We start from the raw sequence: 16,895 nt of genomic DNA on the forward strand, positions 1-16,895 counted from the left end.
TTCCCGGGCGTCTTTTACTTATATCTTAAGTGGTCTACTTATTGCTGCCGATGAGTGAGCTTAACCGCTCCAACAGATCGCCGCCGCCCGTAACCGAGATGGAACCGATCCGGTCGCATATTTTCTCGAGGAATTCCAGCTCCTTGAGCCGGAACAGGGTCTGATTCTCGTCCATCAGCTTCGCCGTATTCAGCAGGCTGCGTGTGGAGGCCGTCTCTTCCCGGCGGGTCAGCAGGTTCGCCTGGGCCTTTTTCTCAGCGAGCAGCACGGTGTTGAGGATGTCCTTCATGTCTCCCGGCAGAATCACATCCTTCACCCCCGCCCCTAGGAAGCGCACCCCGAACTCTTCCTCCTTCTCCCGGATCCGGTCCAGGATGAAGGTGGCCACATCCTCTTTCCGCTTCAGCAGATCGTCCAATCTCAGCGTCCCCACATACTCCCGCAGCAGGAGCTGAAGCTGGATGTGGATCTGCTCATCGAAATCCTTCATCTCCAGCACGCGGTGCGGGCTTACGATCCGGTACTGGCAGACGAAGTTCAGGCGCAGCGTCACCTTATCTTCCGTCATCATCTCCTGGCCAAGCAGATCCATCTGCTGCTGTCTCAGATCGACCTTCTTGGTCAGCACCGAGACCGGTCCCTTCCAGAAATAATACTTCCCCGGCGTAAGCTCCCGCTGGAGCGTATGATCATAGAACAGGAATCCCTGCTCGTAGCTGGCGATTTCGCAGCTCTGCACATACGGTGTCAGCCGCGCGATGATCGAGCGGTCGATTCCGGCGGGCAGCTCCGGCACACGGATATCCGTGTGTACAAAGGTATGCTTCCTCAGCAGGTTCCAATACGCATACACCCCCGGCTTCAGCAGCTGCATGAATTGACCATCCTCATAGTGCAGCACGTTCTCATGATCCTGTACGCGCACCACATCAAGCTCCCGCAGGAGCTCATCATCCTGTAAGAACAGCTGCAGGTCCTTCCCGCCAGCGCTAAAAGGCTTGGCAATATCCAGTACCACCACCGTATGCTGCGACCATGAGAAATAACGGTAGGTTCCCGGCAGCAGCCGCTTGACATAACTTCCTTTATGAAAGAGCAGACCGCGCTGGTCCGCTTGAATCGTGATTGGCTTCAACATCGTATGTATTACCCCCTTCATGATTGACCAATGGATGACAGAATCCCGCTGCGGACCGGGCGGAATCACGCTTGAGACAGGCGGTCTGCCGGGAGGTCCGGGAGGACTGCCTGAGGTCCGAAGCTAACCTATACTTCAGTAAGCCTTCGTTCCCTTCTGTCCTTGCCCCTAGTCTCCGCAAGCTTCCCTGCTGACGGTATCCACGGATTACAAAGCCCTGCCGCAGTAGCGCTAGACCAGCCGCCAGGGACTCTGTCCATTGGCTTCCTTACTCTGATTGTGCTTCAATAGTCGCTCGATGGAAATCGAGTAGTGTAACCAACGTCGCTGTGAAGGCGATCGGGGAATCGAACCCCTTGTTTGCTCTTACCGCAACGGACCGTACAGGATACCGTAACATACATGCCGGCACTGCGGGATCACCGGAGATCCCCGCCTCGTTACGCCCGTTCGGATAAGAACCGGATGTAGGATGAACGCGCTTGGCGTTATCTTACAGGGTCTATCATCGCTTAGATCGGGCGGAACGAACATGGCGGAAGTATTACGAGGGGAGAATAAATTTCCAGGGGGGAGTTTTTAGAGGCATGAAAAAAAGCCCAAAGGCAGGTGGGGGAGCCTGCTTTTGAGCTTGAGTAGGGGATTGGGCTTGTGTATTCAAAATTACTACAAAAAATAGACCGCCCTTCTGAAGGGTAGCGGTCTATTCTTTAACTGCCTTACCTCTTTGAAGCCACCGCCCTTAAAAGTGGATACTGCTCCGAGAGTCGTTTTAGCGCACGGCTCTCTTTATTCATTATACTTTCTTCTGCCTATTGCACCGCTCTCTCAAAATTTCTCATTAGCCTGAGCCCACTCTTCCGGCGGGCTCCATTGGTTGAGACTGCGCTGTTCGTATATTCAAAATTTTCCATCCGTGGTATAATCGCAAGAGCAATAGAAAGGCTTATATGGGCGGTCGGCTAATCTCCCGGAAGGGAGGTGACGCCAATGGAGGTTTATCAAGCATTGTCCCTGATGTTCATGTTTGGCATGTTCATTATCGCGCTGCTAAATTACCTCAAAAAGAAATAGACCGCCCTGTCCAAAGGATTCGGTCTATTTCTTGACTGGTTTACCTTTTGAAGCCACCGCCCTTAAAAGCGGCTATTGCTCCGAGAGTCGTGTTAGCAGCACGGCTCTCTTTGTATTCTACGTTTTTTCTGCCTTTACTATACCACAAATCAGTTCATAAAGTAAGAAAATGTATGAAGTTATCTATTGAAGTACCCATCGTACTCCTTAAGAGCTTCCGGTGACTGCTTCGCTCTCCAGGCCGTCCCGAATCTCCATCAGCAGCTTCCCCAGCATATTACCGCCCTGACCGTCCCCGCCGTCTCCCCAGTAGGCATCATTCGCAGTGTGCTCAACAAGTATGCAATCCCCTGTAGATAGCAAGATCGACTTTATCACAGCATGCTGCTCGACTTTGGCGACCAAGGCTTCCCGCATTACCTCAACCTTGCACTCCTCCCAATCCGGGCGCAGCGGCCGATTCCGTTCCCTCCCCATCCTGGCGGCTATCATCGGCGTACTGGCAAGCCGAATTTCCTCTTCATGTTCTGTTCCCGCGAACTTCTGCGCTTGGAAATAATGCTCCGATGTCGCCCACTCTTTGCCTTTTAACAGAATCGGATACTTCGCAAAATTAGAAAAACAACCATAAGGCTTATCCGTCTCATAGAAACGTATTATACGCGCCTCTGGCTTAGCCGATAACCATTCCTTTCGATGTTCATCGTGCAGCCTTTGAATGTGTTCCGGGGTGTCCATGGCAGGTCTGGCCTCCTTGTGTTGGTAGTATGGACTTAACTATTTCATAACTTTGATCTCATATAATTAAAACCCAATCCTCTCCTTAAGAAGCACACTAGACTCCTTAGACTGAGGAAACCATAACGGTTTTGAAAGTGTAATTGCATCATTATCTAATGTACTTAATAGATTGGACACAAAATAATTAAAGGACTGTTCTCCAGTATCATATAATCCAAATTCAGGCTTACTATGAGCTGTATTATTCCAATGTAGGCCATAAAGCTGCCCATTCATACATAAAGACGTTAAAGTTCTCGTCTGCAAAAATTGCAGATCCGTCCCATCATAACGTTGTCTTTTATCCCGGTAGAATTCTTGGATTCTCGTAAATAACCGTTGTGCGACAAGCGCTGGTCCAATGTCTCGATAATCCTGATAGCCATATGAGAATATGCCAAAATAAACGTTGTCAGAAGCCCGCTCCATTATTGATTGTACGGTATAGAGATTCTCTAGAGCATCTGTCAATTTCGTCCCCACACTTAAGCTGGTTTTCACTTCTATTACGGCTCTAACATATTGATCTGGAATAATGACAAAGTTAGGCCCATTAAAAAGCAATGGAGAGGCTTGATCATAAATGATAATGTCCAGTTGCTTACTACAGGATTTCCCATCGTTAGAGAGTATAAATCCACTTGAAATCGAATACTTCTGAGGAATAAATCTCTTTAATACATCCTGCAAAATAGCCTCTTTATGTGTCCCGTCAGATATCCAATGAGCATTTCCGATGATGTCTCTCACCCGGTTTTTTGCAACATCTAATTCCTTGCTAAAGCTCTGATAATAACTCGGCAAGCTTCTCTCAACAGGCATACTTCACCTCTGTCATCAGCATTGTTCTATTCCTCTTTATGCTTACTCTCTTCTTCATATATTCCGTACCTCCACCACCCGACCCAAATCCACATACTCCTCATGATCCAGCCGGACCTTCACCCGGCCCCTGCGGCGCTTCTCCCGCCATTCCCGCAGCGCTTCCTCCGTCTCCAGCCGAAGCTCGGCAAGCTCCAAGGCCCGGTCGAGAATGTATTTGCTGGTATGGAGCACGGTATAAATCCCTTGTCCGCCCAGCGCGATAGGATCAGCTAACCTCTTCCACTCTTCAATGGTGAACCGGACATACAAGTCCTCTTCCGTACCCAGCCGGCAAGGAACCTCGGTAATCTCCTTACGCCGCAGCACCTTCCAATCTGCTACCTTGCCTACCCAGTGAATCCCTGTTTTGGCCGGATCAATGAACTTCTTACGGGATTGGCACATCGCGATATATTCGATCTGAGTCAGCAGCTTCTGGCTGGCAAGATTCTCAAGCGGCATATGATAAAAAGCGTTCCGCAACGCCACCCCCACCTGCTCCGGCCCCCGCACCGATCCGACCAGCACATTCTTGCCCGCCAGCTTATCGGCATAATACTCCTTCGTGCCGCGCGGGCGTGTGGAGCGTTCGTAGGCCTTTTCCGGGCTGTCACGGATGATCTCCTCCAGGAATTGCTCCACCAGACCGGTGGCATTCGGCAGGAACGGAAAAGCGCCGATGTTGAGCAGCTCAATGCTCCGGTAGAACGGGTGGCTCTTGAACCGCTCTTCGTCCGGATAAGGGAATAACACATACGCCCCGAACATGCTGCGCTCATACTCCCCGGAGCTCTTCTCCTGATACACAATCGCATCCCGGTAGCGGTGCATCGTATTGATGTCGTCCTCCTCCGGCCCGGGCTGCTTGTACCTTTTCTCATAGGGAGTGCCTGGATAGGCAGGATTCAAGCGGTATTTAGCGTCAAAAACATACTTATACTCCTTCTCCTGACCCGCATCCTTCTTCTTCAAGGTGAGCACATTATCCGGCCGCTGGCTCAGTGTCGGCGTCTGATCCGTGCCCGGAATCGAGTTGTAATAGAGGATGAATTGCTCCCCGTTCACCGGGTTCTCATAGACCATCTGGGCGCTCTGCGAACGGTCCAGCGTGACGAAGATCCCGCTCCGGTTCACCCGGATGATATTCTGCTTCACCAGCTTATACTTCTGCCCCAACAGCTGATTCAGCTTCAGGAAGCACCAATATTCATAGAGCTGCGCGACATCCTTCATGGATAGCCGGAGGAGATCGCTTTGGATCGACAGGCCTTTGAGCAGCATGAGATAGAAGCGGTAGACCTCACGGTACCCGGGAGCCATCTGCAGCACCAATGTAACGGACATCTGCTTCATCACACCCGCCTCACGCACAAAATCCATCTGCAGCACCCGGTCCATCTGCTTCAGCATAGAATCCACCCTTGCCATCAGCAAGGGGTCTGAGGTTCGGTTGTTCTCTCTCCAGCGGAGCTTAAGCTCCTTCAGCTTCCCGCGAACCCGTTCCAGCATCCAGCGGACGAAGCGGTTCTCATTCGTATCATAGGCGAGGCGCCTGCGCGTCTCCATCAAGTGAGTGGCCGTGTAGCTGCGGTTACCGATCGTCAGGAACCCGTGCTTCGCATCCTCCCTTAACCGTTCAGGGTGCTTGGCGAGCTCGCGAATGTTCTCTTTTCCAGCTTGCTTGACCCGGCCCGCATCCATTAGCCTTCGTTCCTGGAGCAGCGCATAGTGAGGGTTCTTGTTGATCCGCTCAACCGCATCCAGCAGTTGCCTTAAGATGTGCTGGAGGATCGTGAAGAATTCCGTCAGGCTCTGATGCGGGGTCTCCCGCAGCCCGGTGAGCTGGTAGGTCCGGCGCAGGAAGTCGAAGGCCAGATTATAGATCTGCGCGTTCACCTCATGCAGAATATTCTGGTAGTCCAGCTTGTAATCCATTTTCGAGGGGAAAATCTCCATCTCCACCCGCAGCAGCATCCTCCCCGCTACCCGAAGCTCCCATTCCGTCAGCCCGACCTCATTCCTGAAGTTCAGCACACCCGCCAGAATCGAGTCCCCCAGCGGCTTCACCGCCTGCCGGAGCAGCACATTCTCATGATAGAACGTAAGACTCTCCACCTGCTTATGCTGAACCACCAGCTCGTAAGACTGCGTCTCATAAAAGCAAGGAAAAGCCGTCTCCCCCGGCACCCACTCCACCAGCCCATACGTTTCCGGCGAGAACACCTTAATCTGCACCTCACCCAGCCGCTCCGAGCAAGTGATGCCAAGCGTGGCCTCCACCCACTCCTGCTCTGAGGAACGATGTAATTGCAACGTCTCCACCGTAGGATGATAGGGCTTTCCCAGGAGATACAGCGTGAACAGCTCCGTCTCCACCCGCAGCAATTCTACCGCCTGGTCACGAGAGCCAGTATGAGGTGAATCCATCTTCCTCCAGCCTCCTCAGCATGTACGCCAATTTGCGGGCGCTCTGCGGATGCTTCAGCCCTAGCGGAGTTTTCCCGCCAGCCCAGGCCAGATAGAGAGGCGATGCATCCTCCATGAGCGATTCCATATTGAACGTTAAGCTCGTCCCCTGGCCAGTGGCCTCCTTGATCAGGCTCAGCAGGACCCGGCGCACCGAGGAATGACTGCCTTGAATGCGCGGGAGAATCTTTTGCAGCAGCTGCCAGTCGAACGCCTCTTCCTCATCCATCAGCCCATATCGCTCGTTATAGATCATATAAAAGCAAACCGCATCCCGCACCCGGAACCCCACATGAGCATGAATATCCTCCAGCAGCGCGTTGATCTTCACCAGTCTCCCGGTCGTCCGCACCACGAGCTCCTGATAATTATCGTAGGCATCTGCCAGCTTCAGATAATCCGAACGGACGAACAGATGATTCAGCTCCGCAAGCTCAGCGGGAACGTCTCCAGCCTGAACCGCCTCTTGCGGATACTGCTGCAGATTGATGTAATTGAACTCCAGGGTGCTGGCGCGGTCGAGGACTTTTTTGCTAAAAGGGTGGGTGGTCTCGTCCATATTCACCGTCCCGATCAGGAACACATTCTCCGGGATGCCCAGGCCGCCGTAGGTCCGCTCATCCTCAGGGTTCCCCAGCGTAGCCGGAGAGATCAGCGCCTGGGTCTGGATCTCCCCCTCCCGCCACTCCTGCGTCTCCAGCACACTTAACAGATCACTGAAATAATGCTCCACCCGGGCCAAGTTCATCTCATCCAAGCAGATAAAATACGGCTGATGCCGGTTCTCCGGCTGCCGCGCCTCCACGAACACCTGCATCATCGGCCCCGGCTGGAACCTGCCCGACAGATCCTTATACCCCAGCAGATCCGCAGGATCACTCCAATCCGGCCGCACCGGAATCAGCCTGAACTGCCCATTATCCCTTGTCGCCCCCAGCGCCTCCGCGAACAGCTTCACCAGCCTCGTCTTCCCCGTCCCCGAGATTCCCGCCAGAATCACCAGCGGCTTCGCCTTCAGCGACAGGTAGAAATTCTCAATCAGATGCTCCGGGAAAAAGAAGCCCTGGCGGCGGATGTGGGATTGGATGTGGTGGAGGATGGATGGGACTTCGGCGTCTTCAATCGGCTCAAGTACGGATTCGATATACTCTGTCACTGACTCTACCTCCAGAGTGCTTGCCGTTTCGTTAAGTACGTGCTCTTCAACGTAGATGCGATAATCTTCCACTACGTTCTGTAGATCCTGTATCAATGTCTCATCTGAAGGCACTTTACCACGTTCATACTTTATGTATGCAACCGTAGATGCCTGATAATCCTTCCCTCGGCCATGGCCCAGAAGCTGAATATTCTCGTCCTTATTCATATTTGTGAGAGGAATAAGCTTACGAATTTCTTGGGTTTTATTGCGTAGGTAGGTATACTTATCGTTGCTACCCTTCTCCTTCGGTGTAATTGTTACTCCTTGAGCAAATGATAGATACACCGCACTCATATCTTCCGCAAAAAGATAGACGACATACTCACCACTCTGCGTGGTACTAGTAATTCGTTTATCTAGTATGGAGAACCAAGGTACATCCGCCCACTTTCCCTGACCAATAGAGCCTTGAATCTTATAGTATTCCTCATTCAGGAAAGGCAACGCTCTTAGCTCAGATGGAATCGTCCTGCGTAATAGGGTGCCTAAGGAATGATCTTTAAAAGGCTCTCTTTTGGCCTGAACATAATGCTCCATAATATTCTCCAGGTGTTTTTTCAGAGAGAACTGTTGCATTGCCGAATTGTACTCATGCAGCTCCTCTTGTGCCAAATTCTCAAGTTGGCTTAGTCCAGCCTCTCCGAGTTGACGCTTCACCTCTGGTTTGAACCCAATTGAATTATCTTCAGGATCAACCGATAACATTTCTGAAAGCACCTTAACAGGCGTCGTCAAAATAGTATTAAGTTGGCCCTTTGTTAGTTCCCTCCACCGGGCGGGATAGCGAGATGGTGTCTCATCTACTCTCTGCCCATTGTCTTGTTGCTGTATATAATAACCAAGAAATCGCTCCTTCACCTTATCAAAGGCCGCTCTCTCCTGATTAGTACTTTTCAACTCTTCAATTAAGGATAAGATAAGGACCATCTTATATGATTTTTGTTTTTTCCTGAAAATTTGACCAATGGATTCTGGTAATGTCATGTTGATCCCCCAATAGGCACATTTGATTTCAAGCGAATTTGACTATTCCGTCACTTCAATTAGAAAAGTCCGATCTCTAAAGGCTCCACGTTCCTCAGCCTTCTTTGCACGAACCTTCTCTAGATCCTCTGGCAGGATCTTATGTAATTGAGCAAGAGCATGGACCACCTCAAGGATATCGGCCAACTCTTCCACCGCTTCTGCATCACCAGCGGCTTGGTTATACTCTTCTACCTCTTCAAGAAGCTTCTTCTTCAGTTCAGAAACATAGGATTCATACTCTAAAGTTATGCAATTAGAGTCCTTACCCGTGCTTTGGATAATCTCAGGGATTTTGTCACGAACAAGCTTGTTGTAAATTGGCATTCCAATCAGCTCCGTTTCTTGATTTTATCTATATGAAGCTTGCGTATCTCGGCATCGGTGATGTTGGCATGAACCAGATGATCATATATGGTTTGGATCTGCGCCGCGGAAATGGGGGGCTCAGAGGTTTCCGTTTTCAAGCTGATCAGCTTCCTGGAGATAAACTCACTTAATTCCACATCATAGACAACCAGTTCATCTGAGTGAATCTTCCGCAGCTCCGGATCAATACTGAACCTACATCTCATCGTGAATGAAATCATAGAGATGTATTTTACTATAGCTACATCTTTCAGCAGACTCTCAATGGCCTTGATATGCCCATAATTCTGCTTCAACGGATTATACATCTTGTACCGGTTACTCACTGACCATTGCTGATCCGCCCGCCCACCTTTAATTTCTCCATTGTAGTTTTTCGTCTCGATTACAAATAGACAACACGGGGAGATTACAACATGATCAATCTGGGCGTAACCTGTTCTAGACTTAGGATTAGGAAGCAACAGATCACTTAAGAATTTGCAGTCCTTAGGTAGCTGGTCAAGCTGAATGTTAATTTTATGCTCGCCTAGTTCACCGATTCGGGTGGAAGCAACCTTGGGCTTAGCTTTTGGAGCATGTGCCTTATGTACAGCCCGTTGTGGCTTAGGGTCTGACTTTTGGAAGAGTTTCTTAAGTGCTTCAAACATAACCCAACCCCATATCCTCTAGATTTACAATATGTATGATAATTCGACAATATGGGAAGGATTCCCTCCCAAAAAGGGCATAAGAAAAGGACTGTCGCATGAACAGCCCAAACGTGAATATGCTTATGTTGTCTATTGTGCTATTCCGAGAGAGCAGAAGGAGCATTAAAGGAATGTGCAAGCTGCATTCCATCTTTAAGTCCTTGTAGATATAAGCGTTCATAAATAACGGATTGCTTTACCAGGAGTTTATTCTCCCAATCCTCAAATTTCGGCATACGTGCGATATCTAAGGAATCGAACAACGCCTGAAATGCCTCACTTTCCTCTTCAAAAGCTTGTCTAGGCTCGGATTCATATTCTATTTGTGCAGTCACCTCATTTAGTCGACCCTGAATTGTTTGTATAAACCATGCCGGAAAATTCACCACATCTCCTCCTGGACAGAAGTTTAAACGCAAAGCCTCCGAATATCCGTTCCTTTCTTGGTACATCTGATTAATAAGTTCATCCACCCTACGGCTCTGAGCCTGAAGCGCTTCATTAGTGCTTAACGGAACCCCTTCTTCCAGTAATCTCTGCCCGAGTTCATTCAGCCTTTGCTTCTCCTCCTCATACTTGTGAATTAGATTCTGCATTGCACCCTCACCTTTCTGGCAAAGCTATTGTAGTAGACGATGCATAGACATTTTAATGCGTTTATCGGTTTATTTTATTTTAATTCGATATCCGCATTAAAACAACTCCTGCCTCGCATACAATTTGGTTAATATTGTGAGGTGACACAGAAATGAGACATCGCAAAGAGCCCCCAGGTGACAAAAACATCATCGGGAGCCGAGTCGTAGCAATTCGCAAAGCTAAGAAAATGAAGCAGAAGGATTTTCTTGCCCGGTTACAAACCTTTGGATTAGATATCAGCCCGACCAGTTTATCGAGATTGGAGGGCCAGCATAGACTTGTTCAGGATTATGAGGTGGTGGCTGTTGCGAAGGCGTTGGAGGTTTCGGTTGGGGAGTTGTTGGAGGGAAAGATTAAGTGACTTAGAATATATAGTAAATTTAGACTAACAAAAAAATTTCCGTATCTCATTATGTATTAAGTGCAGCAAACAAACATCCTTTTATTTTTAACTTAAAACATATTCCCTTGTAACAACAAAGCTCAAAATAAAGCTTTGGCTTAAAGTAATCAATGTTAACATTCTATTCTATGGAGGAGTTATGGGCAAAAAACTAACTATTTTTCTAGTTGACGGTTCTGAAACTGGGCCTAGAACGATTGAGATCGGTAATTGGTCAGGGAAGGCAGTTTATTCGCAGCGTTCTTCCTTACCTAAAATACTTACCAGATCGGAATTTGATAGACCTGGAGTCTATATACTAAAATCTCTACCTAATAACGAAAATTTCAACGAACGTATTTATATAGGTGAGGCCGAAAATTTAAGAAAAAGATTGAAGAAGCATTTGGCCGATTCAGATAAAGATTTCATTGAAATCATTGCATTTATAAGTAAGGATGAGATGCTCACAAAGTCGCATATTAAATATTTAGAATCTCAAATTATTCAACTAGCAAAAAATGCAAAGAATGCAGAAATCGACAATACAGTACAACCAGAACTTTCAACACTTCCAGAAGCTGATATTTCCGATATGGAGTATTTTTTGGATCAAATAAAGTTAATTCTTCCAGTTATGACGTTTATGTTTTTAGTTCCATCGACTATTCAGCAATCTAAAAGTATTAATTCTGATAGAGACTTACTTTTGAAACAAGATTATTACACTTTAAAAAGTAAAAAAGCCGCAGCCACATTAGTTGAAACAGACAAAGGATATGTAGTGTTAGCAGGATCTCAAAGTGTTAAACAAGTAGTTAGTTCCCTATCAGAAAGCTGGACCAAGCTTCGAAATAAATTAATACAAACAGGCATTTTAGTAGATGATGGAGAGTTATACAAATTCAATGAAAATGCAGTTTTTTCTAGTATAAGTGCAGCCACTTCAGTTGTTTTAGGACGACAAGCATCAGGGCCACTTGAGTGGATTGACGCTAAAAACAGGACTTATAAACAAAATCAGCAACAACGATTTGATGCTGCAACATAGACAAAATATTAAACCGGATTAGTAATTTAATCCGGTTTCTTCGTTATAGATATTTTCTTCTTCAGCAAGCAAGTCAAAGATATCCTTAAGGTACAGTTTAATTTCTGCTATTTGCTCTATATATTTGACACCAGGTTTGAGCGGAAATGCTCCAATTGAAGGAATATTGTACGGGTAATCAGAATCCGGGTGCCTAACGAATATGAAATCTTTATTCAACACAACCTCATCAGGGTAAAGAATATATACCCCTCTAGACCCAAGAATTGCATCCCTATATGCATGAGCGGTATGAATATCGTTCTGTTTAAAGGCTGCCTTGTCTTGCCCTTCTCGTAGCATTCTTTTCAACTTTGAATAATCAATTTTGTATTTTGAATCGAAGTGGAGCCAATGTATCTGATTCTTGTGCCTTATTCTAATACTAAAATCGGGATGGTATATACCACCATCATACGAACCCTCCCACTCATTCTCAAGGGACCTCTTGAAATCCCGATTATAGTACAAAAATATTTCCAACCCTAAATAAGTAAATGGAACTCTACATTCCACTCTATGTTTTAAGTTCAATGAAAAACCTTGCTCAGTACTCTGAATTAATGATTCTGCAATATTAGAAGTCTGGCCTGTCAATTCCTCCAAAATATACAAAAGTTGAAAATAACACCAATATTCATACAATTGATGGATAGGCCTTAAATCACCATTTACAACATCCAACTCTTCAACATGACTTTCCAGCTGAATTCCCATCTCGAATTGCTGCATATATTGAAGCAAATCTTTATACCCATTCCGCTTCTGCATAACCATGGAATTTGTCAGATAAGTAAAAGCTCCAATCTCTTCAAAAAAGGGTTGCTGAAGATACTCATCTAGAATTCGTTCACAGGAATCTAAAAAGAGAAAACTCGATTCAAACCTAGTTTTACTCATCTTCTGCCTTAAAGTATAAACTAAAAATTGTAACTCATTAAGACAGAATTTAACATAACGGTTTTCCTGTGTATCTATTGTTGACACCGTAGTTTCTTCAGGAAGTAGCTGAGGAGTATAACCTTGAAAAACCTCCCTTAATGCTCCCCCTTTATGCATTAAAGAATCCATATAATTATTTTCTAGTTCTAATAAGTCCACATTAGCCACAAGAGAAGGATTATCCCAATTTGTTTCATGAATTATCTTTGTATGCGGTGAAGAAAGAATATTTTCTAATGCTGATGGTATTCTTTCCTTTTCCATCAGTTTTCGAAAATGCAGCAATAGCACTTGATTAGATACATTCTCAGCTTGTTTGATGTTTAGTGCTACTTCTGTAGGATTGTCTAGCTGAAGGATTAGCTCTGCATGATAATCAGCCAAATTTGATAGTAGAGCACGAAAATCTTCCTCATAATTAAGCTTATAGGTCACAATTTCAACTTCCACTTGTTGGTCAGAAATTTCTTCTGAAAAAACAAACTTTACAACTCCAGCAAAACTTTTAAATTGAAGTCTACCAGATAAAAGTGTATAACCATCTTTTTCAGACCAAATCCTATTGTTATTAAATGTAACAAAAGATTTTAAACGTAAGTTATTAAACGGAAATAATGAATTTCCCGGCTCACTTTGTCTTTCAAGAATCTCTTTTTTTGACAATGGAACATTAAGAACAAACTCAAATTCGCATTCTTCTCTCATCCTAATTGGCCTGAATAAATCTGACTCTTCATCTTGCACAGCCATTAAAGGAACTTCACGTTGAGATAAACTTAAAGTTTCATTTAATGCCGAAAAAAATTCATAATGAGGCATTATGGGTATAAAAAATGATTGCCCCTCACTAATTGACCCATTTAGAAAAATCATAAATTCGCTTTCTCTACCTATAGTTCCAGCTTCTAGTTGGACCGACCATTTAGATATTGGCTTCAACATACAAAACCACAGTATCCAACTGTCAATAGATTATGTTCCATTACTAAAACTTTTGAGAGTGTCTTAGGAAATAATACTTGAGTATCTTGCACACATATGTTTTTTATTTCATTTAATGTTGTACCTATTTGCTTTCTGTTCCCATGAACTTTAGGAAGTACTTTCTGAAGCAACAACTCATCAAATAAAGAATTTTGATCCACGAGCCAAGGAATTGATTGGTTAGTTACCTCATGGAGCTGTCTTGCTTTCAGAACATACTCTGCACACTCAATGACAACTCGATAGCCAAATGGAAAAGCCCTCAAAATTGAATACACTGAATCCAAAAAGACAAATACAGCCGTAGGGATAACAATAGATTCTTCATTCATATTAATTTTTTCAAAACCTTCTTGCCCATCAAGATTTTGACGGAACCCATTAAATTCATCACCGAGAAGGAAGGTATTCAAAGTTGATCTAGATGATTTAACAAATCCATTAGTTGTCATGTTTTTCAAAGTAGATGGTAAAGATGTATTTTTTTCAATGACGAATGCCCGATCTAATACTTTAGGCGAGAACATGTATGTTGTTTCGTCAATATTAACAGTACCGACAAAAAAGACATTTGGTGGAATAAAAAGGCCACCATTTGATTTTGCCTCAAGAATATATGTGGTATATTCATGACTGTTTTTATAGTATTTTAACAATAAATCTAAATCAGCATCTGTAAGTAATGGCTGTGAATGGAGTCCTCTATGCCGAGCGGTTTCCATTAAAGCTAAAAATTTAGCAAAGTACATCTCAACATGAGATAAATTCATTTCATCAAATAAGACAAAGAATGGAATATGTCGAAAGGCTGAGAAATTTGCTTTTAATAACATATTTACAAGAGGAGTTGGCTGATATATTTCCCCGTCAACTCCAAATGGATTTCGGTGTCCTATAAGATGTCGACCATCTTTCCAACCGGCTTCTACAGCAATAAAAGTCATATTAAATTCCAGGCTTGTTGAAGGATTTAATTCAGCAGCTAATTTTCTAATTCCATAGGTCTTTCCTGTACCACTAGACCCAGTTATAATTAAAAACGGCTTTGCGGCTAATGAAACTACAATATGAGGATCAAATTTGACTTCTTCACTTTCCCAGTTACTTCTGAAAGATGTATTACATTCTTCAGTGCCTGAAATAATCCCCTGGCCTTCAACCCAAATTCTAAACTGTTCAGTTGTAATATTAAATATTTTATTAAACTCATAAAATTCGCATTGCTCTAAAAAAGATCTGTAAAACTCTTCGTTTGTTAGTGGGTGTTCGTTCCAACCTATTTTATTCAATGTGTTTATTATAAGCTTTTTAACTAAAAGCCCCACTTCTCCAGAAGCTAGAATCTTTAAAAAATTGTATGGTACAGCATCAAATGAAACAGCCCCAGGTCGTAATTCTAAAAATTTTTCAATTATACCTCTTAAATTAGTAAATCCTTTCCTGTCGAGCATATCACTTCTAATTATTCCACATCCAAATTCCTGAGAACCAGCAGATTTAAAAAGATTAATTGTATCAATATGCATAAATATAACTGCTACAAGACAAAATTGACCCATTTCATTCGGATAGTTACGAATTTCTGTCCAATAGCTAGGAAGTTGTCTATCAGCTCCAATTCCAAGAAGAGCTCTAAACTGTGGCTCATCAATAACACGACCAGGAGTGAATGATCCATTCAAATAGTTTTCCACCTGATTATTTTGTAGCATTGATAGAAGTTCAATAATTCCGTATTTCGTTAATGAAGCACGGAGGTTTCTTATCATAATTCTCTCCTCCTAACAACAATGATTGCTTCCTGTACATCACGGCTTTTATCTTCTTTTCTTCCCATAGTACTATGAACATACTCAAAATATGAGGGTTCAATTTTATATTTAACTCCAAAAGAATCATTGGCTAATTCAAGCAAATCTGGCAATTCAATCATTCCTGTATTGCTATAACTAAGAACTAGTTGTCCCTCACTTTCCCGAACTCTCTGAAACATAGCTTGAAAAGCTTCCTCAACTTGTGATTTTATACAAAAGGGAGATTGATGTCGATCATTGCGATATCTTCCTTTATGCTCAATAACTGGATAATCATATCTTACTAAAGTTTCAATAGCGTGATAGAATCTTGAATAATGAACAAAACAATAGGGCGGGTCAGCATAAACAGTCGTCCTATTGGGTATTAATTCCAAACAATCTCTATAGTCTTCTGCATATACCAAATGATTAAATAATTGTTTACCAAATTGTTGTTGAAATTCAACCATTTTTCTCTCAAAAAGAGGTGCTATCTCACGCATTCTATATGATAAAATATCATTCTTTGATGCTTCACTTCTAGCATCTCGATACTGTGCATAATGTCCTGTACTTTGAGATGTATATGACATAGCAAACATTAGACTTGCCATTCCTGAATAGTAAAGGGCTGTGTGCTCTTTGTAACTCTCTAATACAGCACGAAGCGCATCAATCCATAAACATTGATCATATGACCAATATGTCCCAGAATAATTTTTAGCATACAGGTGATATGGATGACCTTCAAAATTCTGATTGATTAGTGACTGCTGATCATGTTCGAGGATATTAAAACGCTCTAGTGACATTTCTGAATTATACTGAAAATTATATTGGGGGAATTGGAAGCGAAATGATGATATGTGATCTTCTGCTTGTGCTATCATTTTCCGCACTATATCTGGATATAGACTCCAATCGTAATCACTAAGATAAGCTTTTGCTAATACTTTTGAGTACTGTTGGATATCGTTAGAAATCATTGGTGCAGAATTTCTTAGTGCCCCAGATAAAACACTTGTTCCCGCGAAAAGGTCACATATAAAGTCTCCAGTATTGTAGACGCTATTAATTGCTTCTATTACTTGGTTTAAAATTTTTCTTTTAGAACCCATATATTTTATTATATGAGGTACGTTATCATCATAAATTAAAGTCATTTCATAATTCCTTCCTGTTTCGTACAACACAGTTTAATGGTGGACAGTTCCCTCTTAATATAGATAATAAACTATAAATTTTTAGTCACCATCATCTAATTTTAACACACTCAAACTTGTAAGAAATTAAGCTGTTCAAGAATTTTTTTCCCAATTCAATAAATAAAATTAATACAATTAATTCATCTCGCATCATACAATAAAAGAAAATATTACTCTATCAAACAGTATACCAAACATTAGTTCTCATTCATAGCTTAAGCTGTAAACTAGACTTATATGAGTTTTAGTT

Annotated in this window: 14 protein-coding genes; 3 read left to right on the forward strand and 11 right to left on the reverse strand. The window is 43.9% G+C overall.

Going from position 1 to position 16,895, the window contains the following annotated elements; all coding sequences use genetic code 11:
- Positions 1-34: 34 nt before the first annotated feature.
- The gene (locus tag MKY96_RS24995) at positions 35-1,138 is read right to left on the reverse strand and encodes a slipin family protein (RefSeq protein ID WP_340944195.1); all 1,104 of its coding nucleotides are present in this window, start codon (positions 1,136-1,138) and stop codon (positions 35-37) included.
- A 1,023-nt stretch (positions 1,139-2,161) separates the two neighbouring features.
- On the opposite strand from MKY96_RS24995, the gene MKY96_RS25000 reads away from it, so the two are divergent.
- On the forward strand, positions 2,162-2,212 hold the full coding sequence (locus tag MKY96_RS25000; RefSeq protein ID WP_229521449.1) for a hypothetical protein: 51 nt from the start codon (positions 2,162-2,164) through the stop codon (positions 2,210-2,212).
- Between the two features lie 207 nt (positions 2,213-2,419).
- Here MKY96_RS25000 and MKY96_RS25005 read toward each other — a convergent pair whose 3' ends face one another.
- The 7 genes from MKY96_RS25005 to MKY96_RS25035 form a co-directional block, all read right to left on the reverse strand.
- On the reverse strand, positions 2,420-2,950 hold the full coding sequence (locus MKY96_RS25005) for an NADAR family protein (RefSeq protein WP_340944197.1): 531 nt from the start codon (positions 2,948-2,950) through the stop codon (positions 2,420-2,422).
- A gap of 66 nt (positions 2,951-3,016) precedes the next feature.
- On the reverse strand, positions 3,017-3,814 hold the full coding sequence (locus MKY96_RS25010) for a DUF6602 domain-containing protein (RefSeq protein WP_340944199.1): 798 nt from the start codon (positions 3,812-3,814) through the stop codon (positions 3,017-3,019).
- A gap of 54 nt (positions 3,815-3,868) precedes the next feature.
- Positions 3,869-6,283, reverse strand: a complete 2,415-nt coding sequence (locus MKY96_RS25015; RefSeq protein ID WP_340944201.1) for a restriction endonuclease-like protein — start codon at positions 6,281-6,283, stop codon at positions 3,869-3,871.
- On the reverse strand, positions 6,255-8,507 hold the full coding sequence (locus MKY96_RS25020) for an MrcB family domain-containing protein (RefSeq protein ID WP_340944204.1): 2,253 nt from the start codon (positions 8,505-8,507) through the stop codon (positions 6,255-6,257). The genes MKY96_RS25015 and MKY96_RS25020 overlap by 29 nt, the downstream gene beginning before the upstream one ends.
- Positions 8,508-8,549: 42 nt before the next feature.
- Positions 8,550-8,873 (reverse strand): nucleoside triphosphate pyrophosphohydrolase, encoded by a 324-nt coding sequence (locus tag MKY96_RS25025; protein WP_340944206.1) that lies wholly within the window; start codon positions 8,871-8,873, stop codon positions 8,550-8,552.
- Between the two features lie 5 nt (positions 8,874-8,878).
- Positions 8,879-9,565, reverse strand: coding sequence for a nuclease-related domain-containing protein (locus MKY96_RS25030; RefSeq protein ID WP_340944207.1), 687 nt, complete (start codon positions 9,563-9,565; stop codon positions 8,879-8,881).
- Positions 9,566-9,705: 140 nt separating this feature from the next.
- Positions 9,706-10,203, reverse strand: coding sequence for a hypothetical protein (locus MKY96_RS25035; RefSeq protein ID WP_340944209.1), 498 nt, complete (start codon positions 10,201-10,203; stop codon positions 9,706-9,708).
- 152 nt (positions 10,204-10,355) lie between these two features.
- Between MKY96_RS25035 and MKY96_RS25040 the strand changes: the two genes are divergently transcribed.
- Positions 10,356-10,607: a helix-turn-helix domain-containing protein gene (locus MKY96_RS25040; protein ID WP_340944211.1), complete on the forward strand. Its 252-nt coding sequence runs from the start codon at positions 10,356-10,358 to the stop codon at positions 10,605-10,607.
- A 181-nt stretch (positions 10,608-10,788) separates the two neighbouring features.
- The gene (locus MKY96_RS25045; RefSeq protein ID WP_340944214.1) at positions 10,789-11,679 is read left to right on the forward strand and encodes a GIY-YIG nuclease family protein; all 891 of its coding nucleotides are present in this window, start codon (positions 10,789-10,791) and stop codon (positions 11,677-11,679) included.
- Positions 11,680-11,697: 18 nt separating this feature from the next.
- Here the strand turns inward: MKY96_RS25045 and MKY96_RS25050 are convergent, their stop codons facing one another.
- From MKY96_RS25050 to MKY96_RS25060, 3 genes are read right to left on the reverse strand one after another with little or no spacing between them, the layout of a single operon-like run.
- A complete protein-coding gene (locus MKY96_RS25050) occupies positions 11,698-13,602 on the reverse strand; it encodes a DUF2357 domain-containing protein (protein ID WP_340944215.1) in 1,905 nt (634 codons plus the stop codon).
- Entirely contained in the window at positions 13,596-15,413 is a 1,818-nt protein-coding gene (locus tag MKY96_RS25055) for an McrB family protein (protein ID WP_340944217.1), read from the reverse strand. Before MKY96_RS25055 ends, MKY96_RS25050 begins: the two co-directional genes overlap by 7 nt.
- Complete coding sequence (locus tag MKY96_RS25060) at positions 15,410-16,603, reverse strand: DNA adenine methylase (protein ID WP_340944219.1); 1,194 nt, start codon at positions 16,601-16,603, stop codon at positions 15,410-15,412. Before MKY96_RS25060 ends, MKY96_RS25055 begins: the two co-directional genes overlap by 4 nt.
- Positions 16,604-16,895: the final 292 nt, after the last annotated feature.

This window comes from Paenibacillus sp. FSL R7-0302 (assembly GCF_038006885.1).
In the GTDB taxonomy this organism is placed as follows: domain Bacteria; phylum Bacillota; class Bacilli; order Paenibacillales; family Paenibacillaceae; genus Paenibacillus_AQ.